The 26,759-nt window shown below is 62.8% G+C and carries 20 protein-coding genes and 1 pseudogene; 14 read left to right on the top strand and 7 right to left on the bottom strand.

What is annotated here, in order from left to right; all coding sequences use genetic code 11:
- Positions 1-602: 602 nt before the first annotated feature.
- The 6 genes from fadB (at position 603) to B3361_RS03140 (ending at position 7,885) form a co-directional block, all read left to right on the top strand.
- The gene (fadB, locus tag B3361_RS03165) at positions 603-2,750 is read left to right on the top strand and encodes a fatty acid oxidation complex subunit alpha FadB (protein WP_029887012.1); all 2,148 of its coding nucleotides are present in this window, start codon (positions 603-605) and stop codon (positions 2,748-2,750) included.
- Between the two features lie 31 nt (positions 2,751-2,781).
- On the top strand, positions 2,782-3,957 hold the full coding sequence (gene fadA, locus B3361_RS03160) for an acetyl-CoA C-acyltransferase FadA (RefSeq protein WP_003248768.1): 1,176 nt from the start codon (positions 2,782-2,784) through the stop codon (positions 3,955-3,957).
- 76 nt (positions 3,958-4,033) lie between these two features.
- Positions 4,034-4,285, top strand: coding sequence for a DUF1653 domain-containing protein (locus B3361_RS03155; protein WP_025754461.1), 252 nt, complete (start codon positions 4,034-4,036; stop codon positions 4,283-4,285).
- A gap of 101 nt (positions 4,286-4,386) precedes the next feature.
- Positions 4,387-6,996, top strand: coding sequence for a type I DNA topoisomerase (topA, locus tag B3361_RS03150; protein ID WP_054904164.1), 2,610 nt, complete (start codon positions 4,387-4,389; stop codon positions 6,994-6,996).
- 89 nt (positions 6,997-7,085) lie between these two features.
- Complete coding sequence (locus B3361_RS03145; protein ID WP_054904165.1) at positions 7,086-7,601, top strand: DUF6586 family protein; 516 nt, start codon at positions 7,086-7,088, stop codon at positions 7,599-7,601.
- Positions 7,602-7,651: 50 nt separating this feature from the next.
- The gene (locus B3361_RS03140; RefSeq protein ID WP_009686280.1) at positions 7,652-7,885 is read left to right on the top strand and encodes a hypothetical protein; all 234 of its coding nucleotides are present in this window, start codon (positions 7,652-7,654) and stop codon (positions 7,883-7,885) included.
- Between the two features lie 56 nt (positions 7,886-7,941).
- Here the strand turns inward: B3361_RS03140 and sulA are convergent, their stop codons facing one another.
- A complete protein-coding gene (gene sulA, locus B3361_RS03135; protein WP_009686281.1) occupies positions 7,942-8,418 on the bottom strand; it encodes an SOS-induced cell division inhibitor SulA in 477 nt (158 codons plus the stop codon).
- 13 nt (positions 8,419-8,431) lie between these two features.
- Positions 8,432-9,040 (bottom strand): transcriptional repressor LexA, encoded by a 609-nt coding sequence (gene lexA / locus B3361_RS03130; RefSeq protein WP_029887015.1) that lies wholly within the window; start codon positions 9,038-9,040, stop codon positions 8,432-8,434.
- 217 nt (positions 9,041-9,257) lie between these two features.
- On the opposite strand from lexA, the gene B3361_RS03125 reads away from it, so the two are divergent.
- A complete protein-coding gene (locus B3361_RS03125) occupies positions 9,258-9,965 on the top strand; it encodes a TetR/AcrR family transcriptional regulator (RefSeq protein ID WP_009686283.1) in 708 nt (235 codons plus the stop codon).
- Between the two features lie 83 nt (positions 9,966-10,048).
- Complete coding sequence (gene nagZ / locus B3361_RS03120; protein WP_172828394.1) at positions 10,049-11,047, top strand: beta-N-acetylhexosaminidase; 999 nt, start codon at positions 10,049-10,051, stop codon at positions 11,045-11,047.
- A 100-nt stretch (positions 11,048-11,147) separates the two neighbouring features.
- Here the strand turns inward: nagZ and B3361_RS03115 are convergent, their stop codons facing one another.
- Genes B3361_RS03115 through mfd form a run of 3 tightly spaced genes read right to left on the bottom strand, consistent with a single transcriptional unit; the run spans position 11,148 to position 18,501 of the window.
- On the bottom strand, positions 11,148-14,465 hold the full coding sequence (locus tag B3361_RS03115; RefSeq protein ID WP_154211439.1) for a DEAD/DEAH box helicase: 3,318 nt from the start codon (positions 14,463-14,465) through the stop codon (positions 11,148-11,150).
- 4 nt (positions 14,466-14,469) lie between these two features.
- The gene (locus B3361_RS03110; protein WP_054904166.1) at positions 14,470-15,042 is read right to left on the bottom strand and encodes a CsiV family protein; all 573 of its coding nucleotides are present in this window, start codon (positions 15,040-15,042) and stop codon (positions 14,470-14,472) included.
- 9 nt (positions 15,043-15,051) lie between these two features.
- Entirely contained in the window at positions 15,052-18,501 is a 3,450-nt protein-coding gene (mfd, locus tag B3361_RS03105; RefSeq protein ID WP_009686288.1) for a transcription-repair coupling factor, read from the bottom strand.
- Between the two features lie 167 nt (positions 18,502-18,668).
- Between mfd and B3361_RS03100 the strand changes: the two genes are divergently transcribed.
- From B3361_RS03100 to sthA, 3 genes and pseudogenes are all read left to right on the top strand, one after another.
- Positions 18,669-20,132 (top strand): glyceraldehyde-3-phosphate dehydrogenase, encoded by a 1,464-nt coding sequence (locus tag B3361_RS03100; protein WP_009686289.1) that lies wholly within the window; start codon positions 18,669-18,671, stop codon positions 20,130-20,132.
- A 76-nt stretch (positions 20,133-20,208) separates the two neighbouring features.
- A pseudogene (locus tag B3361_RS23980) lies at positions 20,209-20,422 on the top strand (FAD:protein FMN transferase); the annotation flags it as partial.
- Positions 20,423-20,625: 203 nt separating this feature from the next.
- On the top strand, positions 20,626-22,020 hold the full coding sequence (gene sthA, locus B3361_RS03095) for a Si-specific NAD(P)(+) transhydrogenase (protein ID WP_009686290.1): 1,395 nt from the start codon (positions 20,626-20,628) through the stop codon (positions 22,018-22,020).
- Between the two features lie 42 nt (positions 22,021-22,062).
- Here the strand turns inward: sthA and B3361_RS03090 are convergent, their stop codons facing one another.
- Together B3361_RS03090 and B3361_RS03085 are read right to left on the bottom strand one after the other, a co-directional pair.
- Complete coding sequence (locus B3361_RS03090; protein ID WP_009686291.1) at positions 22,063-22,785, bottom strand: glycerophosphodiester phosphodiesterase; 723 nt, start codon at positions 22,783-22,785, stop codon at positions 22,063-22,065.
- A gap of 30 nt (positions 22,786-22,815) precedes the next feature.
- The gene (locus tag B3361_RS03085) at positions 22,816-23,400 is read right to left on the bottom strand and encodes a PilZ domain-containing protein (RefSeq protein ID WP_054904167.1); all 585 of its coding nucleotides are present in this window, start codon (positions 23,398-23,400) and stop codon (positions 22,816-22,818) included.
- 93 nt (positions 23,401-23,493) lie between these two features.
- Here B3361_RS03085 and B3361_RS03080 point away from each other — a divergent pair, with 93 nt between their 5' ends.
- The 3 genes from B3361_RS03080 (at position 23,494) to B3361_RS03070 (ending at position 26,738) form a co-directional block, all read left to right on the top strand.
- Positions 23,494-24,744 (top strand): lipoprotein-releasing ABC transporter permease subunit, encoded by a 1,251-nt coding sequence (locus tag B3361_RS03080; protein WP_054904168.1) that lies wholly within the window; start codon positions 23,494-23,496, stop codon positions 24,742-24,744.
- Between the two features lie 7 nt (positions 24,745-24,751).
- Complete coding sequence (gene lolD, locus B3361_RS03075; RefSeq protein ID WP_172828393.1) at positions 24,752-25,435, top strand: lipoprotein-releasing ABC transporter ATP-binding protein LolD; 684 nt, start codon at positions 24,752-24,754, stop codon at positions 25,433-25,435.
- 61 nt (positions 25,436-25,496) lie between these two features.
- Positions 25,497-26,738 (top strand): lipoprotein-releasing ABC transporter permease subunit, encoded by a 1,242-nt coding sequence (locus tag B3361_RS03070; RefSeq protein WP_054904199.1) that lies wholly within the window; start codon positions 25,497-25,499, stop codon positions 26,736-26,738.
- The last annotated feature ends 21 nt before the right edge of the window (positions 26,739-26,759 follow it).

The raw sequence follows: 26,759 nt of genomic DNA, 5'->3' as shown, positions 1-26,759 counted from the left end.
CGAAGCAGGCGACGCGGTGTCTGGCACCGGCTGCGCCGGTGTTCGCGGGCAAGCCCGCTCCCACAAGTGGAACGGTGAATGACCAGGTCTAATCCCCTCTCAAGACACAATGCCGCTCCTACAACGACAAAGCGGCGGCTTGGCATACCCCTGAAGGGGTGGGGTGCCAAGTCGCCGCTTTGCGTTCTGCTTTCGCAGAAAAGGCCAGGCAGGCCGGGTATTCATTCACGCAAGTGGCAGTGTAGCCATACCCGCTCGGCGCGCAAGCGAAAATGTGCAGCGCCTGTGCAATCGCGGGGGTCGATCGCTGGCATGAATGACCGGTGATCACTGTCATCATGATTTGCTGCGCGCACGGTACAAAATGACCACAAAGTCGCGTTTTCTTCGTGCTCGTGAGCATTTGACAACGCAGATCTTTTCGGAGAATGTGTGCACACCCAAATCAAACGGGCGTATGAATTGAGCGTTTGTATGTCACCACGCCAAGCCATACTTCCGACTAGCGCGCTGACGGGTGTGCCTGGGCGGGGCAGCTAGGCCTGCTTCCGCTGCAGCGATCGGCGTGTACAGTTCAGCTTCCATATCGTGGAGATCAGTTGATGATTTACGAAGGTAAAGCCATCACGGTTAAGGCTCTTGAAAGTGGCATCGTCGAGCTCAAGTTCGACCTCAAGGGTGAGTCCGTCAACAAGTTCAACCGCCTGACCCTGAACGAGCTGCGCGAGGCCGTAGGCGCCATCCAGGCCGACGCCTCGGTCAAGGGCGTCATCGTCAGCAGTGGCAAGGACGTGTTCATCGTCGGCGCCGACATCACCGAGTTCGTCGACAACTTCAAGCTGCCCGAGGCCGAACTGGTCGCCGGCAACCTGGAAGCCAACCGCATCTTCAACGCCTTCGAAGACCTCGAAGTGCCGACCGTCGCGGCCATCAATGGCATCGCCCTGGGTGGCGGCCTGGAAATGTGCCTTGCCGCCGATTACCGTGTCATGTCCAGCAGCGCCAAGATCGGCCTGCCGGAAGTCAAGCTGGGCATCTACCCGGGCTTTGGCGGCACCGTGCGCCTGCCGCGCCTGATCGGTTCGGACAACGCCATCGAGTGGATCGCTGCCGGCAAGGAAAACCGCGCCGAAGACGCCCTCAAAGTCGGCGCCGTCGATGCCGTAGTTGCGCCCGAGCTGCTGCAGGCTGGCGCCATCGACCTGATCAAGCGCGCCATCAGCGGCGAGCTCGACTACAAGGCCAAACGCCAACCCAAGCTGGAAAAACTCAAGCTCAATGCCATCGAACAGATGATGGCGTTCGAAACTGCCAAGGGCTTCGTTGCCGGGCAGGCCGGGCCGAACTACCCGGCCCCGGTCGAAGCCATCAAGAGCATCCAGAAGGCCGCCAACTTCGGCCGCGACAAGGCGCTGGAAGTCGAAGCGGCCGGGTTTGCCAAACTGGCCAAGACCTCGGTTGCCGAGAGCCTGATCGGCCTGTTCCTGAACGACCAGGAGCTCAAGCGCAAGGCCAAGGCGCACGACGAAATCGCCCACGACGTGAAGCAGGCTGCCGTGCTTGGCGCCGGTATCATGGGTGGCGGCATCGCCTACCAGTCCGCGGTCAAGGGCACCCCGATCCTGATGAAGGACATCCGCGAGGAAGCCATCCAGCTGGGCTTGAACGAGGCCTCCAAGCTGCTTGGCAACCGCGTCGAAAAGGGCCGCCTGACCCCGGCCAAGATGGCCGAGGCGCTCAATGCCATTCGCCCGACCCTGTCCTATGGCGACTTTGCCAATGTCGACATCGTGGTCGAGGCCGTGGTCGAGAACCCGAAAGTCAAACAGGCGGTGCTGGCGGAAGTGGAAGGGCAGGTCAAGGACGATGCGATCCTGGCCTCCAACACTTCGACGATCTCCATCAACCTGTTGGCCAAGGCGCTCAAGCGCCCGGAAAACTTCGTCGGCATGCACTTCTTCAACCCGGTGCACATGATGCCGCTGGTGGAAGTGATCCGTGGCGAGAAGTCCAGTGAAGTGGCTGTGGCCACCACCGTGGCCTATGCCAAGAAAATGGGCAAGAACCCGATCGTGGTCAACGACTGCCCGGGCTTCCTGGTCAACCGCGTGCTGTTCCCGTACTTCGGCGGCTTTGCCAAGCTGGTCAGCGCCGGTGTCGACTTCGTGCGCATCGACAAGGTCATGGAAAAGTTCGGCTGGCCAATGGGCCCGGCCTACCTGATGGACGTGGTAGGCATCGACACCGGCCACCACGGCCGTGACGTGATGGCCGAAGGTTTCCCTGACCGCATGAAGGACGAGCGCCGCTCGGCGGTGGATGCCCTGTACGAGGCCAACCGCCTGGGGCAGAAGAATGGCAAGGGTTTCTACGCCTACGAAACCGACAAGCGTGGCAAGCCGAAGAAAGTGTTCGACGCTACCGTGCTCGACGTGCTCAAGCCGATCGTGTTCGAGCAGCGTGAAGTCACCGATGAAGACATCGTCAACTGGATGATGGTGCCGCTGTGCCTGGAGACCGTGCGCTGCCTGGAAGACGGCATCGTCGAGACCGCTGCCGAAGCCGACATGGGGCTGGTCTACGGCATTGGTTTCCCTCCCTTCCGCGGTGGTGCGCTGCGCTACATCGACTCGATCGGTGTCGCCGAATTCGTTGCCCTGGCCGATCGCTATGCCGACCTGGGGCCGCTGTACCACCCGACCGCCAAGCTGCGCGAAATGGCCAAGAATGGCCAGCGCTTCTTCAACTGAGCGGTCAACGAGCTAGAGCGAGAGATTTGATATGAGCCTGAATCCAAGAGACGTGGTGATTGTCGACTTCGGTCGCACGCCGATGGGCCGCTCCAAGGGTGGCATGCACCGCAACACCCGCGCCGAAGACATGTCGGCGCACCTGATCAGCAAGCTGCTGGAGCGCAACGGCAAGGTCGACCCCAAAGAGGTCGAGGACGTGATCTGGGGCTGCGTCAACCAGACCCTGGAGCAGGGCTGGAACATCGCCCGCATGGCTTCGCTGATGACGCAGATCCCGCACACCTCCGCTGCGCAAACCGTCAGCCGCCTGTGCGGCTCGTCGATGAGCGCGCTGCACACCGCCGCCCAGGCCATCATGACCGGCAACGGCGATGTGTTCGTGGTCGGCGGCGTGGAGCACATGGGCCATGTCAGCATGATGCACGGCGTGGACCCTAACCCGCACCTGTCCTTGCATGCCGCCAAGGCTTCCGGGATGATGGGCCTCACTGCAGAAATGCTCGGCAAGATGCATGGCATCACCCGTGAGCAGCAGGACCTGTTTGGCTTGCGTTCGCACCAGTTGGCCCACAAGGCTACGGTCGAAGGCAAGTTCAAGGATGAAATCATCCCGATGCAGGGCTACGACGAGAACGGCTTCCTGAAGGTATTCGATTTCGACGAAACCATTCGCCCGGAAACCACCCTCGAAGGCCTCGCGTCGCTCAAGCCGGCATTCAACCCCAAAGGGGGCACGGTTACGGCCGGTACTTCGTCGCAGATCACCGACGGCGCGTCGTGCATGATCGTCATGTCTGGCCAGCGCGCCATGGACCTGGGTATACAGCCGTTGGCGGTAATCCGCTCGATGGCGGTGGCAGGTGTGGACCCGGCGATCATGGGCTACGGCCCGGTGCCATCGACCCAGAAAGCCCTCAAGCGTGCCGGGCTGACCATGGCAGACATCGACTTCATCGAGCTCAACGAAGCCTTCGCTGCACAGGCCTTGCCAGTGCTGAAGGATTTGAAAGTGCTCGACAAGATGGATGAGAAGGTTAACCTGCACGGCGGCGCCATCGCTTTGGGGCACCCGTTCGGTTGCTCTGGGGCACGTATTTCCGGCACCCTGCTCAATGTCATGAAGCAAAATGGCGGTACCCTCGGGGTGGCGACCATGTGCGTCGGCCTCGGCCAAGGTATCACCACTGTCTTCGAACGCGTCTGATCGCGCCGCTGGACAGCAACCGGGGCCTTGTGCCCCGGTTTTGTTTTTTCAGGTTTTATTCAGGAGGGTGTGCAACATGCAGATACAGCCAGGCGTCTACCGGCATTACAAAGGGCCTGAGTACCGTGTCTTCAGCGTTGCGCGGCACTCCGAGAGCGAAGAGTGGATGGTTTTCTACCAGTGCCTGTATGGTGACTACAGCTTCTGGGTAAGGCCACTTTCGATGTTCCAGGAGTCCGTCGAGGTTGACGGCGAGCAGGTGCCACGCTTTGCTTTGGTCAAGGCCGAAGAGGGGCTGCCCGGGTTGCTGGGCAAGTCGCACGCATGATCGTTCGAACTTGACCTCACACTTTTGCCACTATATATAGCGGTGCCGCGTGTCGGCACCTGACGCGTTTTTCATCTTCAGATTCAGGAATACTCCGATCCATGGGCAAATCGCTGGTCATTGTGGAATCCCCGGCCAAGGCCAAGACCATCAACAAGTACCTGGGCAACCAGTACGTGGTGAAGTCGAGTATCGGCCATATCCGAGACCTCCCCACCAGCGGTTCGGCCAGCGCAAGCAAAGAGCCGGCCGCCAAGCGTGGTAAGGCTGCGGGTGAGGCCCCGGCGCTTTCACCCAAGGAAAAGGCCCGTCGCCAGCTGGTGTCGCGCATGGGTGTCGACCCCGACCACGGCTGGAAAGCCAAGTACGAGATCCTGCCTGGCAAGGAAAAGGTGATCGAAGAGCTGCGCCGCCTGGCCAAGGATGCCGACACCATCTATCTCGCAACCGACTTGGACCGCGAAGGGGAAGCCATTGCCTGGCACCTGCGCGAGGCCATCGGTGGTGACGACGCCCGCTACAAGCGCGTGGTGTTCAACGAAATTACCAAGAAGGCGATTCAGGAAGCCTTCTCGCAACCGGGCGAGCTGGACATCGACCGGGTCAACGCGCAGCAGGCTCGGCGTTTCCTTGACCGTGTGGTGGGCTACATGGTGTCGCCGCTGTTGTGGGCCAAGATTGCCCGTGGCTTGTCTGCCGGTCGCGTGCAGTCGGTAGCGGTCAAGCTGGTGGTAGAGCGCGAGCGTGAAATTCGCGCGTTCATCCCGGAAGAATACTGGGAAATCCACGCCGACCTCGGCACCGCGAAAAACGCCAAGGTGCGTTTCGAAGTGGCGCGCGAAAATGGCGAGGCGTTCAAGCCGCTGAACGAAGCCCAGGCCATGGCCGCGCTGGAGAAGCTCAAGGCTTCCAGCTACAGCGTGGTCAAGCGCGAAGACCGCCCGACCAGCAGCAAGCCGTCGGCGCCGTTCATTACCTCCACCCTGCAGCAGGCCGCCAGCAACCGCCTGGGCTTTGGTGTGAAGAAGACCATGATGATGGCCCAGCGCTTGTACGAAGCTGGCTACATCACGTACATGCGTACCGACTCGACCAACCTGTCGGCCGATGCCCTGGACATGGCCCGCAGCTACATCGAGCGTGAGTTCGGCAAGCAGTACCTGCCGGATGCACCGCTGGTCTACGGCAGCAAAGAAGGCGCCCAGGAAGCGCACGAAGCGATTCGCCCGTCGGACGTGAATACACACCCGACCAAGCTCAGTGGCATGGAGCGCGACGCCGAGCGCCTGTACGAGCTGATCTGGCGCCAGTTCCTGGCTTGCCAGATGCCGCCGGCGCAGTACCTGTCTACCAGTGTCACCGTGGCTGCCGGCGATTTCGAGCTGCGCGCCAAGGGCCGTATCCTGAAGTTCGACGGTTATACCCGTGTGCTGCCACAGCAGAGCAAACCGGGTGAAGACGACGTACTGCCGGAAATGGTCCAGGGCGAAGCGCTGAAGTTGCTGCAGATCGACCCGAGCCAGCACTTCACCAAGCCGCCGGCACGCTTCACCGAAGCCAGCCTGGTAAAGGAAATGGAAAAGCGCGGCATCGGTCGCCCGTCGACCTACGCGGCGATCATTTCCACCATCCAGGATCGTGGTTATGTGACCCTGCACAACCGCCGCTTCTACTCCGAGAAAATGGGCGACATCGTCACCGAGCGCCTGTCGGAAAGCTTCTCCAACCTGATGGACTACGGCTTTACCGCCGACATGGAAGAGAACCTCGACGACGTGGCCCAGGGCGAGCGTGACTGGAAGAACGTGCTCGACGAGTTCTATGGCGACTTCAGCAAGAAGCTGCAGACGGCCGAGTCGAGCGAAGACGGCATGCGCGCCAACCAGCCGACCATGACCAACATTCCGTGCAAGGAATGTGGCCGGCCAATGATGATTCGTACCGCTTCCACTGGGGTATTCCTTGGCTGCTCTGGCTACAGCCTGCCGCCGAAAGAACGCTGCAAGGCGACCGTCAACCTGGTGCCCGGCGATGAGATCGCTGCGGACGACGAGGGCGAGTCCGAGTCGCGGGTGCTGTTGGGCAAGCACCGTTGCCCGATCTGTGCCACGGCGATGGATGCCTACTTGCTGGATGAGAAGCACAAGCTGCACATCTGCGGTAACAACCCGGACTGCGCTGGCTACGAAATCGAAGAAGGCAACTACCGCATCAAGGGTTACGAAGGGCCAAGCCTGGAATGCGACAAGTGCGGTAGCGAGATGCAACTGAAGACCGGCCGGTTCGGCAAGTTCTTCGGCTGCACCAACCCGGCTTGCAAGAACACCCGCAAACTGCTGAAAAGCGGTGAGGCAGCGCCACCGAAGATGGACAAGGTGGACATGCCTGAGCTCAAGTGCGAGAAGGTGGACGACACCTACGTACTGCGCGATGGCGCCTCGGGGTTGTTCCTGGCGGCCAGCCAGTTCCCCAAGAACCGCGAAACCCGGGCACCACTGGTCATGGAAATCGTGCCGCACAAGCACGAGATCGACCCGAAGTACCACTTCCTGTGCGATGCGCCGCAGAAGGACCCGGACGGCCGCCCTGCGGTGATCCGCTACAGCCGCAAGACCAAGGAGCAGTACGTGCAGTCCGAGGTCGATGGCAAGCCTACCGGCTGGAAGGCGTTCTACGACGGTGGCGCGTGGAAGGTAGAAGACAAGCGCTGAGCCTTCAGTGCTGTAATTGGGGCCGCTTAGCGGCCCCAATCATTTATGATGCAGAAACTTGCCTTGCAGCCTGAAGGGAGGGCACAGAAATGGCCCAGGAAACCTACACCCGCACCAACCAGAAACTGTTCTTTGCCGGCCTCGCCCTCGAGGCCATGGCCAAGGCCGAGCAAAGCCAGGCCATGAATGCCCAGGGCTTGGTACAGGCCGAGCGCGAGTCGGCGCTGTTTCACCTGTACGGCGCGCTACTGGGCATGTGCCATGAAATTGGTGCTTTCTACCGCCTGCCGGTGGTGGCAACTGTGGAGCAGGCACTGGCCGACGACAGCCTGAACGGTATTGCCATCCCCGAGGTGGCCGAGCTGCTGGAGCTGGCGCGCCAGCGTGAAACCTGGCTGGCGCAAATGCTCAGTGGTTATGCCGATTTGTTCCGACCACCTGTCGCCAGGAAAGCGCCAAAAACCGATGTTACTCAGCCGCTGATCCAAGCCGTGAACCTTGACGAGCCCGAGCAGCCAGCATTGTCCCGCGCCGAGCTGGAAAGCTGGCGCAATAACCTCAAAGGCCTGGTCAGGCGTTTTCGCGACGCGTTGAGTGAGTGCTGATCGCGGCAACGGCTGATACAATACTGGCCTTTCGCGGAGAACTGCCATTTATGTCTACGTCTTTTCTGGAAATTGTCGAGTTGCCTGATGGCCGCATCGAACTGCGTCGCGCCGAGGATGAAGGCTCACTGGTAACCTTGGATTTCTCGGAAGACGCCAAGGTATTTCTGCAGGGTCAGCATGTTGAAGTGGCCAAGGCCATGCTCAGCGTGGGTGTGCAGATGGCCGGTCGCCTGATGGAAGGTGAGGCTGAGCGTGATGAAGGGCCGCGGGTGCTGCACTGAACCCTGAGGGTGCAGCAGGTGGCTGGCGTTTTGAAGTAACAGGCAAAGCCTGAACATCAGCCGAGGCGGATGTTCAGGCTTTGTGCATTTCCGGTAGTGGCTGCCCGTAGCAGTTGCTGGCGGGCAGTGGCATTCACGCTACCCAGCCAGCTGACCACTGTGTGGCTAAGGCCCAGGCGCAGGGCTTCGCAGGCCAGCTGCAATGGGCTCTGATTGCTACGGGGTTGCAGCAGCAGGATCCGTTCACGGTTGAGGCCTGCGTCGCGCAGCCAGGCCTGGGTCAGGCTCGACGGCGGCGCGATCAGGGTCAGCCAGCGGGTCTCGTCTTCTTCGCTCAGCTCACGCAGTACGGGTGCCAGCAGGTTTTGGCAGTGCCCTTGGGCGCCACGCAGCGACAGTTCGCTGAAAAGCTCGGGGTCGCTGTGCTTGCGTGCCAGTTCGCTGGCCTTTAAGCCAGGAAGTACGGGTTGGGCAAGGAATGCTTCGAACAACGGCAACTGGGCTTGCTCGGGTACGTGAATGAACTGCTGCATGACGCCTCCTGGATCAGCGGCGAATGACGCCGACGCTCAAGCCCTCGATCACCAGTTCCTGTTCTTTCAGGTCGACTTCGATGGGGGCGAATTCGGGGTTTTCGGCCAGCAGCCAGACTTTGCTGCCTTCGCGCTTGAAGCGCTTGACGGTCACTTCGTCGCCGATGCGGGCCACCACGATCTGGCCGTTGCGTGCTTCACGGCAGGTGTGTACTGCCAGCAGGTCGCCGTCCAGGATACCGACGTCCTTCATGCTCATGCCGTGCACGCGCAGTAAATAGTCGGCCTGGGGGTGGAAGAAGGCGGGGTTGATGTTGCACGATTGCTCGATGTGCTGCTCGGCCAGGATCGGTGCACCGGCAGCCACACGGCCGATGATGGGCAGGCCGCTTTCTTCGGCCTTGGCTTCGAAGCCCGGGATGCGGATGCCGCGGGATGCACCTGGGGTCATTTCGATGGCACCCTTGCGGGCGAGGGCCTTGAGGTGTTCTTCGGCAGCGTTGGGCGATTTGAAGCCCAGTTCCTGAGCGATCTCGGCACGTGTGGGCGGGAAACCGTTGTCTTCCAGGCAACGCTTGATGAACGCGAGAATTTCGGCTTGGCGTGGCGTCAGTTTCAGCATGTTGGGTGCTCTGGCTTTTTGTACAGTGACTGGGATTATATACAGTACTGGATAAGCTTCAAGCCACACGTTGCAAGAAAAGTCGCACGCCCCCTCCCGGAGGCACGACGCGCGCTGTTTTCCAACGGCGACCGCCCGGTCACCGAGCCTTGACAGATGCAGGGCTGAAACGTATGTTTCAAACAACTGTTTGTCTGGCGGAGTAGTCGGAGTAGTCATGGCCCAATCGGAAACCGTTGAACGCATTCTCGATGCTGCCGAGCAGCTGTTCGCGGAAAGGGGGTTCGCTGAAACCTCGCTGCGGCTGATTACCAGCAAGGCCGGGGTCAACCTGGCGGCGGTCAACTATCACTTCGGTTCCAAAAAAGCGCTTATCCAGGCTGTGTTCTCGCGCTTCCTGGGCCCGTTCTGCGCCAGCCTCGAGCGTGAACTGGAACGCCGCCAGGCCAAGCCCGAGCACAAGCCAAGCCTGGAAGAGCTGCTGGAAATGCTGGTGGAGCAGGCATTGGCCGTGCAGCCGCGCAGCAACAACGACCTGTCGATCTTCATGCGGCTGCTGGGCCTTGCCTTCAGCCAGAGCCAAGGGCACTTGCGGCGCTACCTGGAAGACATGTACGGCAAGGTGTTCCGCCGCTACATGCTGTTGGTCAACGAGGCGGCTCCCCGTATTCCGCCGCTGGAGCTGTTCTGGCGCGTGCACTTCATGCTGGGTGCGGCCGCGTTCAGCATGTCCGGCATCAAGGCCCTGCGGGCCATCGCCGAAACCGACTTCGGCATCAACACGTCCATCGAACAGGTCATGCGCCTGATGGTGCCGTTCCTGGCGGCCGGCATGCGGGCCGACAGTGGCGTCACCGACCCGGCCATGGCCACTGCACAACTGCGCCCACGCACCAAGAGCAGCGCCGCCACGGCCAAGGCCTGAAGGCTGGGCGCGGCGGGGCGCTTGGGCTAAGCTAGCGCCGCTTCTGTTCAGTCTTCAATTAAGGAATACCCATGACCGTCAGTCTGCAAGGCTCCCTGATGGTGGACATCGCCGGTAAATGGCTGACCGCCGAAGACCGTCACCTGCTGCGCCAGCCCGAAGTGGCCGGCCTGATCATCTTCGCCCGCAATATCGACAGCCCGCGCCAGGTGCGTGAGCTATGCGCATCCATCCGCGCCATACGCCCCGATCTGATTCTGGCGGTGGACCAGGAGGGCGGCCGTGTGCAACGCCTGCGCCAGGGCTTTGTGCGCCTGCCCGCCATGCGCGCGCTGGCCGACAACGACAACGCTGAATACCTGGCCGAGCAGTGTGGCTGGCTGATGGCGACCGAAGTGCTGGCAGTGGGCCTGGACCTGAGCTTCGCTCCGGTGCTTGACCTTGATCACCAGCGCAGTGCCGTGGTGGGCAGCCGCGCCTTCGAGGGCGACCCGCTGCGTGCGACGCAGTTGGCCGGGGCGTTCATCCGCGGCATGAATGCCGCCGGCATGGCGGCCTGCGGCAAGCACTTCCCGGGGCATGGCTGGGCCGAGGCCGATTCGCACGTGGCCATTCCCACCGATGAGCGCAGCCTTGCGCAACTGCGCCAGGCCGACCTTGTACCGTTCAGCCGCCTGAGCGGGCAATTGGCGGCGGTGATGCCGGCGCATGTCATCTACCCGCAGGTGGACGACCAGCCGGCCGGCTTCTCGCGCCGCTGGCTGCAGGACATTCTGCGTGGCGAACTGGGCTTTGACGGGGTGATCTTCAGTGATGACCTGTCGATGGCCGGTGCCCATGTGGTGGGCGATGCGGCCAGCCGTATCGAGGCGGCATTGTCTGCCGGCTGCGACATGGGCCTGGTTTGCAATGACCGCGCGGCTGCAGAGCTGGCACTGAGCGCAGCGCAGCGCATGCAGGTCAGGCCCTCGCCGCGTATCGCCCGGATGCGCGGGCAGGGCTTTGCACGTACCGACTATCGCCAGCAGCCACGCTGGCTGGCGGCGTTGGGCGCGTTGAAAGAGGCGCAGCTGGTCGACTGACCTGTCGCCGCTGGAGCGGGTTGCTGGTTGCCAGTGAGATCGCCGCCCGCGCGGCGCTCGGCCTCACTGCCAGCCAACCCTCACGGCCGACCCGAGGGCATCAGCGCCCACGCTTGCCTGGCAACGGTGCAAACAGGGCATCGATCTCTTCATCCCCCAGCCGCCACTGCCCAGCCTGGCCGCCATCGAGCAGGCTCGCCGCCAGCGCGGCCTTCTCCTGCTGCAGTGCCTGTATTTTCTCTTCCACCGTGCCGCGGGTAATCAGCTTGAACACGAACACCGGTTTGTCCTGGCCTATACGGTAGGCGCGGTCGGTGGCCTGGTTTTCGCTGGCCGGGTTCCACCAGGGGTCGAAGTGGATCACCGTGTCTGCCGCCGTCAGGTTCAGGCCCACGCCGCCGGCCTTCAGGCTGATCAGGAACACCTCGCTGTCACCCTGCTGGAACTGCTGCACCGGCGTACGCCGGTCGCGGGTATCGCCGGTGAGCAGGCTGTAGCGGATCTGGCGCTTTTGCAGTTCCTGCTCGATCAGTGCAAGCATCGACGTGAACTGCGAAAACAGCAGTACCCGGCGGCCTTCGCTGAGCAGCTCATCGAGCATTTGCAGCAGTGCCCCCAGCTTGCCCTTGTCGGCCTGGTTACCCTTGCTCTCCACGCCTTTTACCAGGCGCAGGTCGCAGCACACCTGGCGCAGCTTGAGCAGCGCGTCGAGGATCACGATCTGGCTGCGCGCGGCACCGTTGCGGGCAATTTCATCGCGGACTTTCTTGTCCATGGCCACGCGTACCGCTTCGTAGGTGTCGCGCTGGGCGTCGCTGAGCTCGACCCAGTGCACCATCTCGGTTTTGGCCGGCAGCTCGGTGGCCACCTGCTCCTTGGTGCGGCGCAACAGGAACGGCCGGACGCGGTTGGCCAGGTGGGCCATGCGCTCGCTGTCACCGTGGCGCTCGATCGGCGTGCGGTAGTCCTGGTTGAAGCGCTTCAGTTCACCCAGCCAGCCGGGCATCAGGAAGTGGAAGATCGACCACAGTTCGCCCAGGTTGTTTTCCATCGGCGTGCCGGTCAGGCACAGACGCTGGGTGGCCTGCAGTTCGCAGGCGGCCAGGGCCGCCTTGCTGGTACTGCTTTTGATGTTCTGTGCCTCGTCCAGCACCAGCACGTGCCACGCGTGCGCACGCAGGTGCTGCAGGTCGCGCGGCAGCAGCGCATAGGTGGTGAGGACCAGGTCGTAGTCGCCCAGCTTGGCAAAATGCTTGCTGCGCCCTGGCCCGTGCAGGGGCAGTACACGCAGGTCGGGGGCGAAGCGTGCGGCTTCGTCCAGCCAGTTGGGTATCAGGCTGGTCGGCATCACGACCAGGGCTGGGCTGACGAGGCGCCCGCTTTCCTTTTCCAGCAGCAGGTGAGCCAAGGCTTGCAGGGTCTTGCCCAAGCCCATGTCGTCGCCCAGAATGCCGCCGGTACCCATTTCGCGCAGGGCCTGCAGCCAGTTCAAGCCTTGCTGCTGGTAGGCGCGCAAGCTGGCCCGCAGCGCGACTGGCGGTGCGACCTGCAGGTCACGCGCGTCACGCAGGCGGCGCCCCAGGTCGCGCACATGCTCGCCACCTTGCCAATGCAGCGGCATGCCTTCGATCTGGTTCAGGCGCGCGGCGTCGGCGCGGTCCAGGCGCAGGGCCGGGCCTACGCTGCCTTCGTGCAGGTACAGCTCGCCCAGGGTGCCCATCACTGCCTTGATGCGGCCATAAGGCAGGGCGACGCGCAAGGGCGAGGCATCCAGGCGGCCGCGGTTCAGGTCGATCAGCAGGTGCTCGTCGTCACTGCGCCGGGCCAGTTCGCTGGGGCGTAACAGCTCTGGGCTGCTGCGCAGCAATTGCAGCACGATCGGCAACAGGCTGTGGCGCTGGCCATCGACCACGATGCCCAGTTCCAGGTCGAACCATTCATGGCCCGGCGCTTCGTCGATGGTCGCGTACCAGTCTTCCACCTCTTGCAGGTCGAAGGCGAAATCGCGGTGGGTATCGATGGCCCAGCCGGCTTCGCGCAGGCGTGGCAGGCCTTCGCGGGCAAAGTGCAGCCAGGCTTCGTCGTCGGGCAGTTGATACATTTCCCCGGCACTGTCGGGCAATGCCTTGCTCTGCCGGGTTGCAGGCCTGAAGCCGAAGTCCCGCAGCACCTTGCGCAGGGCTTGTTCAGCCTGGGGCTGGCGGCGGATGCGCTGGCTGGTGTTGCCTGCAAGGCGGGTCAGCGGCTTGTCGTCGCTACCGCTGGCTTGCAGGCCGTCATAGTCGAATGCCAATGCGGCGCGATGTTGCATCTGCCGTTGCATGCGCCCGGTTTTCGGCATGTAGGCGGTGTACTCGAGGCTGCCGAGGGCCAGCAGGGCCTGTGGTTGTATGTCCTCGATCACTTGCTCTCGCACGGGGGCTGGGGTCGGCACCTTGTGGCTCAGGGCATTGAGCTTGTGGCTCAGGGGGACGACAAGGTGTTCCGGCACATCGGGGGCGATGGTCAGTTGCACGGCCACATGCGGGTCAAGGGTGTGTTCGACCTTGCCCACCTCTTGCGCCTGCACATCGAAGTAGTACAGCGGCAGCAGCGGGATGACGCAGCGCAGCGGTTCCTCACCGCTGTACCACAGCCCGCGGTAGTTGCCATTGTCCTGGCGTACCCAGCGGAACTCGGCTGGGCGCGTCGGGCCTTCGTGCAGCAGGGGCATGTTGACGTCGAACAGCATGCGCCCGGTTTCCAGTGCGCGCTGGAACAGTTCGCCGCCTTCCTGGCCTTTGAGTTGGTAGCCGCGGTCCTGGCCGGCCCCCTGGTTCAATGCCGCAAGCAGGCGCAGGATGCGCGTGTCCTGGTCGGTGACGAAGCGCGGCGGCTCGTAGAGAAAATCGTAAAGCGACTGCACCCGGCTGAAGCGGATGCCGTCCTCGCTGCGTGTGCCTTTGCGCACCAGCAGCGAGCAGCCGGCAGTATCGGTCAGTTGCAGCTGGTAGCAGACCATGCGCCCGCGTTTGTCATCGGCTGCGCCGGTCTGGGCCGGCGGCTGCTCCAGGCCACTGAGCCAGTGCTGCAGTTCGGCCGACAGCGTACCCGGCGGGCTTTGCACAGGCTCGGTACTGATGGTGGGGCCGCTGAGGGTGAACAGTACCGCAGCGCAATGCTTGCAGTTTTGCCGTACCGGGCAGTCGCACTCACCCTCGACGTGGCAGCGGCCGCCTGCAATGTGCAGTTCGATGGTTTGCTGGTAGACATTGTCACCGCTGCCTTCGCACCGGGCGGTGATGATCTGGCGGTAGATACCGTCCAGTTCCACCCGGCCTTCGTCGGCATAGCGTTCTGCGCGCTGCAGGGTGGCCTTGCTGAACGACTGGGTCCAGTTCGGGTATTGGTTCACCAACTCGGCGGCATCTGGCTTCATGCGCTTACTGCTCCATCATCTCCGGGTCCATGGCCGGCATTTTCGGCGTGCCCGGTGGCGTGATCTTCAGCAGCACCGCCAGGTGCCCACCGTCGAGGAAGGTCAGCTGCCCACCTTTGACGTTACTGTTGCTTTGCTTGAACTGCTCGCTTTGCAGCACGCTGCCGTTGCCATCCAGCTGGTTGACCCAGAAGTTGGCATCCACCGCGATAAAGCGCCCTTGGGCAATGCTCAGGTTACCTTCGATAGGGAAATGGCCGAATTGCTCGGCGCCTTCGCCCAGGGCGATACGGCTGGGTTGGTCACCCACCTGCTGCTGCCAGGCCTTGTGCATCAGCACGGTGTAGTCGGCGGTCGCCTCCAGGCGGGTGGCTTCGTCTTCCAGCGCCGGGCGTTGCTCGGCGTCTTTGTGCAGGCGCGCAGCACCGCCGCTCCAGTCTTCCGGTGCGAACGGGCTGGTAAAGGCGGGCACGCTGTTCTGCCGCACCAGAATCATTTCTACCTGATACAGGCCTTCGGCGAAGGCGGCTGGCGCGAACAGCGCCAGCAGCAGGGTCAGGCAACGGATGGCACGCATGAATCTTCCTTAGGCAGGCTGTGGGGTCAGGCGCTCGAACAGCGCCTCCAAGGTGTTGAAGCGTTCGTCCGGGCGCTCCATTGGCACCAGGAAGCGGAACTGGGTCGCGCCTTCGAACTTGTAGCGTTTGGGCTGGCCCTGAATCAATTTGATCAAGGTCAGTGGGTCTACCGGGGTTTCGGCCTCGAACTCGAGCTTGCCGCCATTGGGGCCGGCATCGACTTTCTTGATGCCGAGCTTTTCCGCCTGCAGCTTGAGCGACGTCAGGCGCATGAGGTTCTTGGTGGGTTCCGGTAGCAGGCCGAAGCGGTCGATCATTTCGACCTGCAGGTCCTTGAGGCCCTCTTCGTCGGCCGCCGAGGCAATGCGCTTGTACAGGATCAGCCTGGCATGCACATCGGGCAGGTAGTCTTCGGGGATCAGCGCCGGCAGGCGCAGGTTGATCTCCGGGCCGCCGCCCAGTGGCTGTTCCAGGTTGGGCTGGGTGCCCTTGCGAATGGCCTTGACTGCGCGCTCGAGCATTTCCATGTACAGGGTGAAGCCAACGGCCTGGATCTGCCCACTCTGGCCTTCGCCCAGCAGCTCGCCGGCACCGCGGATTTCCAGGTCGTTGGTCGCCAGCACGAACCCGGCGCCAAGGTCCTGGGTGTTGGCGATCGCTTCCAGGCGCTTTTCGGCGTCGGCGCTGACCTTCTGCCGGGTGGGCGTGAGCAGGTAGGCGTAAGCCTGGTGGTGGCTGCGGCCAACCCGGCCGCGCAGCTGGTGCAGCTGGGCCAGGCCGAACTTGTCGGCGCGTTCGATGACGATGGTGTTGGCGCTGGGCACGTCGATACCGGTTTCGATGATGGTCGAAGCCACCAGCACATTGAAGCGCTTGTGGTAGAAATCGCTCATCACCTGTTCCAGTTCACGCTCGCGCATTTGCCCATGGCCGATGCCGATGCGTGCCTCGGGTACCAGTTCGGCGAGGTCGGCTGCGCATTTCTCGATGGTTTTCACATCGTTGTGCAGGTAGTACACCTGGCCGCCGCGCAGCAGTTCGCGCAGCAGCGCCTCTTTGACGGTGCTCTTGTTCTGCTCCATGACGAAGGTGCGCACTGACAGGCGGCGCGCCGGCGGCGTGGCGATGATGGACAGGTCGCGCATGCCCGCCACCGCCATGTTGAGCGTGCGCGGGATGGGGGTGGCGGTGAGGGTGAGGATGTCGACTTCGCTGCGCAGGGCCTTGAGCTGCTCCTTCTGGCGTACGCCAAAACGGTGCTCTTCGTCGATGATTGCCAGGCCCAGGTCCTTGAAGCGTACGTCGTCCTGCAGCAGCTTGTGGGTGCCGATCAGGATGTCGATCTTGCCCTCGGCCAGGTCTGCGGCGGCGGCGGCGACTTCCTTGGCGGACTTGAAACGGCTCATCACTTCCACGGTCACCGGCCAGTCGGCGAAGCGGTCGCGGAAGCTGTTGTAGTGCTGTTGGGCGAGCAGGGTGGTCGGCACCAATACCGCCACCTGGCGGCCGCTGTGCACGGCAATGAACGCCGCGCGCATAGCCACTTCGGTCTTGCCGAAGCCCACATCGCCACAGACCAGGCGGTCCATCGGCTTGGGCGCAAGCATGTCGGCGCGCACGGCTTCGATGGCGGCCTGCTGGTCGGGGGTTTCCTCGAACGGGAAGCCGGCGCTGAACGTGGCGTAGTCGGCGGACGGGTCGGCGAAGGCGTAGCCTTTGCGCGCGGCACGCCGGGCGTAGATGTCGAGCAGTTCGGCGGCCACGTCGCGGACTTGTTCGGCAGCCTTGCGCTTGGCCTTTTGCCAGGCTTCCGAACCCAACCGGTGCAGTGGTGCCAGGGCGTCGTCGCTGCCGGTGTAGCGGGCGATCAGGTGCAGGTTGGCGACCGGCACATAAAGCTTGGCGTTTTCGGCATATTCCAGGGTCAGGAATTCTGCAGCCTGGCCGTCGATTTCCAGCGTGGCCAGGCCCAGGTAGCGGCCTACGCCGTGGTCAATGTGCACCACCGGTGCGCCTTCGCGCAGTTCGGTAAGGTTCTTGATTACCGCGTCATTGGCAGTTTCGCCACGTTTGTCACGGCGCCGGCGCTGCATGACGCGCTGGCCGAACAACGGGCTTTCGGCGACCAGGGCAATGGCCGGGTCGTCCAGCAGCAGGCCTTCGTCCAGTGGGGCGATGGTGATGGCCAGGCGCTCGGCACCGGTGATGAAATCGTGCCAGCCATCAACGGTGTGCGGGCGCAGCTTCAGCCGTTCGAGCAGCTCCAGCAATACCTCGCGTCGGCCCGCCGATTCAGCGGTGAACAGCACGCGGCCGGGGAACTGGTCGAGGAAGCTGGCCAGCTCGGCCAGTGGCTGGTTGGCCTTGGCCTCGATCGCCAGGTTGGGCAGGGCGCGCGCCGGGAAGCGCTCGCGCCCTGCGCCGGCTTCCAGGTCGTCGCTGCTGACAACCACCCGCGGCCACTGCTTGAGCCGGGCGAAGCAGTCTTCGACCGGCAGGAACAGCTCGGCCGGTGGCAGCAGTGGCCGGCTGAGATCGCCACGGCGGTCTTCATAACGCCCGCGCACGTCGTTCCAGAAGTGTTCGGCGGCCTGTTCCACCCCCGGCAGCGAAAACACCTGGGTGTCCGCCGGCAGGTAGTCGAACAGGGTGGAGGTTTCTTCGAAGAACAAGGGCAGGTAGTACTCGATACCGGCGGGGATGATACCGCTGGCCAGGTCCTGGAAGATCGCGCTGCGGCGGAAGTCGACGTCGAAGCGTTCGCGAAAGCGTGCCTTGAAGCGGGTCACTTCGTCCTTTTGCATGGGGAATTCGCGCGCAGGCAGCAGGCGCACGGAATCCACCTTGTCTATCGAGCGCTGGGTCTCGGGGTCGAAGGTGCGCAGGGTCTCGATCTCGTCATCGAACAGGTCGATGCGGTAGGGCAGCTTGCTGCCCATGGGGAACAGGTCGATCAGTGCACCGCGCACGGCGAACTCGCCATGCTCATAGACCGTGTCGACGCAGCGGTAGCCGGTGGCTTCCAGCCGCGTGCGCATCTGCTCCACGTCGAGGGTCTGGCCCACGTCCAGCACCAGGCTGCTGCCCAGCAGAAAACGCGTGGGTGCCAGGCGGTGCAGGGCGGTGGTCACCGGCACCACGAGGATGCCGTGGCTCAGCTCAGGCAAGCGGTAAAGGCTGGCGATGCGCTGGGAGATGATGTCCTGGTGCGGCGAGAACAGGTCGTAGGGCAGGGTTTCCCAATCGGGAAACGGCAGCACCGGCAGGTCGGGTGCGAAGAAACGCAGCTCCTGTTCCAGGCGGTCGGCGGCCTGGCTGTCGGCCGTCAATAACAGGGTGAAGCGGCCAGCGCTGCTGGCGGCCTCGGCGATGGCAAGGCTGAGGGCGGCACCGGGCAGGTTGCCCCAGGTTTGTTTGCCGGCCGTGGCCGACATTTGCGGTAGGCGCAGAACTGACACGGGAGATTGCACTCCAAGCGTTGCGGCAAAGAGACCGATTGTACCGGTGACGGTGCCGGCTGTCAGGCTCCAAAGGGCATGAATGCTGGCTTGGCTCACTGCGACAGGCGCTCATTGCCGGTTCTGTGTTGGGGCGTCATAATGTAGCCCCTTTTTTCTGTCCCTACATGTGGAAGGTTCCCGTGACTCAGAAGCCCGACCAGTGTCTTGGTGAGTGGATCGATCGTGAAGCGCTGGCTGAAGCGATGATCCCGCTTATCGGTCAGCTCTACCGCAACAACAATGTGGTGAGCTCGATTTATGGCCGCAGCCTGATCAACCGTTCGGTTATCTCGATCCTCAAGGCGCACCGCTTTGCGCGTCATCGCCAAACCGACGAAACCGAACTGTCCGTCCACGAGACATTCCCCCTGCTCAAAGCCATGAGCGAGCTGAAACTGGGCGCCGCTTCGGTCGACCTGGGCAAGCTGGCCAACAAGTTCAAGCAGGAAGGCAATGGCCGCACTGCCGAGCAGTTCGTCCGTGAAGAGCTGGCCGACGTGGTTGGCCAGCAGAACGCTTCGGCACGCAAAGGCACTGACGTGGTGCTGTACGGCTTCGGCCGCATCGGCCGCCTGCTGGCGCGCATCCTGATCGAGAAGACCGGTGGCGGCGACGGCCTGCGCCTGCGCGCCATCGTTGTGCGCAAGGGCGCCGAAAACGACCTGGTCAAGCGTGCCAGCCTGCTGCGCCGTGACTCGGTGCATGGCCCGTTCGATGGCACCATCACCATCGATGAAGCCAACAACACCATCACTGCCAACGGCAACCTGATCCAGGTTATCTACGCCAAGAACCCAAGCGAAGTCGACTATACCCAGTACGGTATCGAAAACGCGCTGATCGTCGACAACACCGGTGTATGGCGTGATGCCGACGGCCTGGGCCAGCACCTGGCCTGCCCGGGCGCTGCCCGCGTGATCCTCACCGCACCTGGCAAGGGCGCGCTGAAGAACATCGTGCATGGCATCAACCACGGCGATATCACGGCCGATGACAAGATCATCTCGGCAGCTTCCTGCACCACCAACGCCATCGTGCCGGTGCTCAAGGCCATCAACGACCAGTACGGCATCGTCAACGGCCACGTCGAAACCGTTCACTCGTTCACCAACGACCAGAACCTGATCGACAACTTCCACAAGGGCAGCCGCCGTGGCCGCGCCGCGCCGCTGAACATGGTCATCACCGAAACCGGTGCCGCCACCGCTGCTGCCAAGGCACTGCCAGTGCTCAAGGGCAAGCTGACCGGCAACGCCATCCGCGTACCTACGCCGAACGTTTCGATGGCCATCCTCAACCTGAACCTGGAAAAGGCCACTACTCGCGACGAAATCAACGAGTACCTGCGCCAGACCGCAATGCACTCGGAGCTGCACAAGCAGATCGACTACGTTGCCTCGCAGGAAGTGGTTTCGACCGACTTCGTTGGCTCGCGCCATGCCGGTGTGGTGGACGCTGAAGCGACCATCGCCAATGACAACCGTGTTGTTCTGTACGTGTGGTACGACAACGAATTCGGTTACAGCTGCCAGGTGGTTCGCGTGATGGAAGACATGGCCGGTGTGAACCCGCCTGCATTCCCACGCTGATTCGCGGGTAAGGCAATGAAGAAACGGGAACCTTCGGGTTCCCGTTTTTTTTGCCTGCTTTTCATGTTGCTGCGGCCTTTGCAGGTGCGTACGCCCGGTAAATCACTTGGGCTCGGATGACGAGCGGCACTATTTCGAGGACAATGGCCGGCGCTATTGGCACCCCCTTTCGATGCCCGTGCCCGGCGCCCGGTGCGCATGACCGTGCCGCCGTTCGGGTGACTCGGCCCGGGGGTGGCTGCGTCTTCCTAGCTACGCCCGCGTTTGCGCAGGCGGTGAAAGGCGAATGAAAGCGCAAGCAGGGATGATTGCCGCCAGGGATCGGTAAAGCATATGTAGTGCGGGCGAAATTGGCCTACGACGCGACCAAGGGTTAATGTGCGCGGCGTTCACGCTTGATTAGACTGCACCCGAATTTTCTCATGGCGCCCCGGCGGCATGATCGCGTCCCGCGAGCGACCGTGGCTTGCGGGCCAGTTCTGAAGGAGTACGCATGGCTGTCTACAACTACGACGTAGTGGTGCTGGGTTCCGGCCCGGCCGGTGAAGGCGCGGCAATGAATGCCGCCAAAGCAGGGCGCAAGGTTGCGATGGTCGATGACCGTCGCCAGGTCGGTGGTAACTGCACCCACCTGGGCACCATCCCGTCCAAGGCACTGCGTCACTCGGTGCGGCAGATCATGCAGTTCAACACCAACCCCATGTTCCGTGCCATTGGCGAGCCGCGTTGGTTTTCGTTCCCGGACGTGCTGAAAAGCGCCGAGAAGGTCATCGCCAAGCAGGTGGCTTCGCGCACGGGCTACTACGCCCGCAACCGGGTTGACGTGTTCGTCGGTACCGGCAGTTTTGCCGACGAGCAGACCGTGGAAGTGGTGTGCTCGAACGGCGTGGTGGAAAAGCTCAATGCCAAGCACATCATCATCGCGACCGGTTCACGCCCCTACCGCCCGGCCGACATCGACTTCCATCACCCGCGCGTCTACGACAGCGATACCATCCTCAGCCTCAGCCACACCCCGCGCAAGCTGATCGTTTACGGCGCCGGCGTTATCGGTTGTGAATACGCTTCGATCTTCAGTGGCCTGGGTGTGCTGGTAGAGCTGGTGGACAACCGCGGCCAGTTGCTGAGCTTCCTCGACTCGGAAATTTCCCAGGCGCTGAGCTACCACTTCAGCAACAACAACATCACCGTGCGCCACAACGAAGATTATGAGCGCGTCGAAGGCCTGGACAACGGTGTGATCCTGCACCTGAAGTCGGGCAAGAAGATCAAGGCCGACGCCTTGCTGTGGTGCAACGGCCGTACCGGCAACACCGACAAGCTGGGCCTGGAGAACATTGGCATCAAGGTCAACAGCCGGGGCCAGATCGAGGTCGACGAGGCGTACCGTACCAGCGTGCCGAACATCTACGGCGCCGGTGACGTGATCGGCTGGCCAAGCCTGGCCAGTGCCGCCCATGACCAGGGCCGCTCGGCCGCTGGCAGCATCGTGGACAACGGCAGCTGGCGTTTCGTCAATGACGTGCCGACCGGCATCTATACCATTCCGGAAATCAGCTCGATCGGCAAGAACGAGCAGGAGCTGACCCAGGCCAAGGTGCCGTACGAAGTGGGCAAGGCGTTCTTCAAGAGCATGGCGCGGGCGCAGATTGCCGGCGAGCCGCAAGGCATGCTGAAGATCCTGTTCCACCGCGAAACCCTGGAAATCCTGGGTGTTCACTGCTTCGGCTACCAGGCCTCGGAGATCGTCCACATCGGCCAGGCGATCATGAACCAGCCTGGTGAGCAGAACAACCTGAAGTACTTCGTCAACACCACGTTCAACTACCCGACCATGGCCGAAGCCTACCGGGTAGCTGCCTACGACGGCCTGAACCGGCTTTTTTGAGCGGCTCCGACCGGTGGCCTGAGCCGGTCGGAGAGACCGATTTCAACCCTGCCCGAGGGTGGTCTTGGCCAAACCGGGAAAGTCTGTAATCAGGCTGTCCACGCCAAAGTCAGCCAGCCGGCGCATCAGTGCCGGCTCGTTGACCGTCCACACCGACACGTGCAAACCCTGGGCCTGTGCTTTGAGCAGGCGTTCGGGGGTGCATAGCGTCCAGTTCAGGGCCAGCAAGTCGCAGCCGTAGTTCTGGGCGACCTTCAACGGGTCGAGCCAGGCGTACTCCGCCACCAGCCCACGTTTCACATCTGGCACCAGCTCCTGGGCTGCACCCAGTACTTCGCGCGAGCTGGAGGTGATGGTGACCTTGTCCAGCAAGTTGTACTGCTGGGCCAGCTCGCGGATGGCCAGAACGGTGGTGGCAGCGCGCGTGCGCGAGGCGCTTTTCACCTCCAGTTGCCAGTGCTCGAACGGGCATTTCTGGAACAGCTCTTCCAGCGTGGGAATCGGGCAGGGCTGCACGTGGCCTGGCCCGCCCTTGCGGGCATCGACCTTGACCAGGTCGGCGGCCGGGTGTTCGACCACCTTGCCGCGCCGGCCGGTGGTGCGCTTGAGGGTGGCGTCGTGGATCACCATCAGCTGGTTGTCGGCTGACAGGTGCAGGTCCAGTTCGCAGCGGGTCACGCCGTGTGCCAGGCACTGCTGGAAGCTGGTCAGGGTATTTTCGGGTGCTTCGCCCTTGGCGCCGCGATGGCCGTAGATCAGGGTCACGTTCGTTCCTTCAGATCAGAGAAAACAGGTTCAGGATGCAGGGCTGTTCTGTTCCAGTTGCTGGCGCCGTTGCTGCTGCTGGCGCTGCAGGATGTAACGGGCCAGCAGTTGCCGTTGGGCGTCGGTCATGTCGATGAACTCGGTGCCGACGTCGTAACCGCCCCCCGTGCGCTGGTCGCAGTGGGTGACTTTACCGCGCAGCAGCAGGCCGTGGGCACGTGGCATCAGCACCATTTTCACCTTGACCCGGGTGCCGGGGGCAAGCGGGTTGCGCTGGGTGAATTCGATACCGCCTTCGGAAATGATCACTGGCTGGGGTTGCCCGACTTCGCCGAGCAGGGTCTGGGCAACCACTGCGCTGAGCAGGTCGAGGCGTTTGTTCTGCGCACGCAGGAAGGCGGCCAGGGTGCGGTCCTTGTCGCTCAGCTGGCGCAGCAGGTGCTGCGCCTCGAAGTCCGACAGGTGCAGCTCGCTGAGCAGGTTGAACAGTGGGGAATCATCTTGCAATACATCTGGGTCAAGGGCTTCGGCCGCGCTGAGGGGGCTTATTTGAAGTGCGATCCGATCGTCGATGCGGTAGTATTCGCGGCGATCTTCTTCGTCTAATGTCGTCATGGCGAACCCAAGGTAGCGGCGGTGGTCCGAGTGTAAAGCCGCCGTAGGCGCCTCGCCACAAGGACGTTCCCTTTCATCCGAACAAGCCCCGACATGTTCAGACCTCTTTTCGCATTTATCGGTACGCGTTATACCCGTGCCAAACGTCGCAATCACTTCGTCTCGTTCATTTCCCTGACCTCGATGATCGGCCTCGCCCTGGGCGTGGTGGTGATGATCGTGGTGCTGTCGGTGATGAACGGTTTCGACCACGAGATGCGTACCCGCGTGCTGGGCATGATCCCGCATGCCACGCTGGAGAGCGGCCAACCCATTGCCGATTGGCAGGCCCTTGCCCAACAAGTAAAGCAGAATCCGCAGGTGGTGGCGGTTGCGCCGTTCACCCAGATGCAAGGCCTGCTGACCCATGATGGCAAGGTGCAGAAAGTGCTGCTCAATGGCATCGACTCGGCCCGCGAGCGCGAGGTGTCGATCATCGACAACTTTGTCTTGCAGGGGCGCCTGGACCAGTTGGCGCCGGGTGAGTGGGGGATCATGATCGGTGACAAGGCGGCGGCCAAGCTGGGTGTGGCCATCGGCGACAAGCTCACCTTCGTCGCCCCCGAGGTCAGCGTGACCCCGGCCGGCATGTTCCCGCGCATGAAGCGCTTCACTGTGGTCGGCACCTTCCACGTTGGCGCGGGCGAGATCGACGGCTACCTGGGCTTGACCAACATCAGCGACCTGTCGCGCCTGCACCGCTGGAAGCCCGACCAGGTACAGGGCCTGCGCCTGAAATTCGACGACCTGTTCCAGGCGCCGCGGGTGGCCTGGAGCATCGCCCAGCAGTTGGGTGACCAGGCGTTCTACAGCCGCGACTGGACCCGTACCCACGGCAACCTGTACCAGGCGATCCGCATGGAAAAAGCCATGATCGGCCTGCTGTTGCTGCTGATCGTGGCGGTGGCCGCGTTCAACATCATTTCCACGCTGGTGATGGTGGTCAACGACAAGCGTGGCGACATCGCCATCCTGCGCACCCTCGGCGCGACGCCCGGGCAAATCATGCTCATCTTCATGGTCCAGGGCACGGTGATCGGGGTGATCGGTACCCTGATCGGCGCCGTGGTCGGCATTCTTGCCGCACTGAATGTCAGTGCCGCCATCGCCGGCATCGAGAAACTGATCGGGCACAAGTTCCTCAATGCCGACGTGTATTTCATCGATTACCTGCCGTCGCAGATCCAGGCCCAGGACGTGTACATGGTCTGTGGCGCGGCGCTGGTCCTGAGTTTCTTCGCCACCTTGTACCCGGCCTGGCGTGCGGCCCGCACCCAGCCTGCCGAGGCGCTACGTTATGAGTGAGTCGCGCATGAGTGATAAAGCCGTTCTGAGTTGCCGCAACCTGGGCAAGTCCTACGACGAGGGCCCGGAGTCGGTGCAGGTGCTGTCCGGCCTCAACCTGGAGCTGCACGCCGGTGAGCGCATTGCCATTGTCGGCAGCTCGGGCTCTGGCAAGAGCACCTTGCTGAACCTGTTGGGCGGCCTTGACCGGCCCACCCAGGGCAGCGTCTGGCTAGCGGGCGAAGAGCTGTCGGCGCTGGGTGAGCGTGCCCGCGGCCTGCTGCGCAACCGTGAATTGGGCTTCGTCTACCAGTTTCACCACTTGCTGCCGGAATTCACCGCCATCGAAAACGTTTGCATGCCATTGCTGATCGGCCGCACGCCCATCCCCGAGGCCCGCGAGCGGGCCGAAGCACTGCTCAAGCGCGTGGGCCTGGGCCACCGCCTCAACCACAAGCCGGCCGAGCTGTCGGGTGGCGAGCGCCAGCGTGTGGCCATTGCCCGGGCCCTGGTCAACCGCCCTGGCCTGGTCATGCTCGACGAGCCTACCGGCAACCTCGACCACCATACAGCCCAGGGTATTCAGGAGTTGATGCAGGAGCTGTCCAGTGCTTCGCGCACAGCGTTCCTGGTGGTAACGCACGACCTCAGCCTGGCGCGCCAGATGGACCGTGTATTGAAGCTCGACGACGGCCACCTGGTGGCGATCTGAGCGACTGTACGGGGTAACAGGCGTTGCCCCGTTTTCCTGTTTTCATTGGGTGATTTCGTACATGTTCAGACCCTTGCCCATTTTCATCGGCGCGCGCTACACCCGAGCCAAGCGCCGCAACCACTTCATCTCGTTCATCTCCATGACCTCGATGATCGGCCTGTCGTTGGGCGTGCTGGCGATGATCGTGGTGCTGTCGGTGATGAACGGCTTCCAGCGCGAAATGAGCTCGCGCATCCTGGGCCTGGTGCCGCATGCCGCCATCCTCGGGGTGCAGCCACTGGACGACTGGCACAAGGTTGCCGATGCGGCGCTGCAGAACCCGGAAGTGATGGCCGCCGCACCCATTACCGAAATGGAAGGCATGCTCTCGTACAAGGGCGCGATGCAGCCGATCCAGGTGAGCGGTATCGACCCGGCCGAGGAGAGCAAGGTCTCCATCGTCGGCCAGCACATCGTCCAGGGCCGCTTGCAGGACCTGCAGCCCGGTGAGTTCGGCGTGGTCATCGGTGAGCTCACGGCCCGCCGTTTCCGCCTGAATACCGGCGACAAGCTGACCTTGATCGTGCCGGAAATCAGCAAGGAGCCGGGTGGTATCACCCCGCGCATGCAGCGCCTGACCGTGGTCGGCATTTTCAAGGTCGGCGCCGAACTGGATGGCTCGCAGGCCTATATCCATATGGCCGATGCTGGCCAGATGCAGCGCTGGGCGCCGGGCCAGGTGCAAGGCGTGCGCCTGAAGCTGCACGACCTGTACGCCGCGCCGCAGGTGTCCAAGGCCATCGCCGCCGGGCTGGGCGATGCCTACCGTGCCGATGACTGGTCGCACACCCAGGGCAGCCTGTTCAGTGCGATGAAGATGGAAAAGACCATGATCGGCCTGTTGCTGATGATGATCATTGCAGTGGCGGCGTTCAACATCATCGCCACCCTGGTGATGGTGGTGAACGACAAAGGCCCGGACATCGCCATTTTGCGCACCCTGGGCGCCACGCCAGCGCAGATCATGGGTACGTTCATGGTCCAGGGCAGCCTGATCGGTATTGTCGGCACCCTGATTGGCGGGGTGCTGGGCGTGATTGCCGCGCTGAACGTCAGCCAGATCGTCGGCTGGCTGGAGCGGGTGAGCGGGCAGCATATCTTCACCTCGGATGTGTACTTCGTCAGCAGTTTGCCGTCGCAGCTGGAGGGGAGCGATGTGCTGATGATCTGCACCGCCGGCCTGGTGATGAGCTTCCTGGCAACCATCTACCCGGCTTACCGGGCTTCGCAGGTGCAGCCGGCCATTGGCCTGGCGGTTTGAGCCACAGCTGAAGGCTTGCGC

The organism is Pseudomonas sp. UBA6699 (assembly GCF_002454615.1).
GTDB lineage: Bacteria > Pseudomonadota > Gammaproteobacteria > Pseudomonadales > Pseudomonadaceae > Aquipseudomonas > Aquipseudomonas juntendi.
Note: the sequence above shows the minus strand (reverse complement) of the source record. Positions and strands in the feature narration are given on the sequence as shown.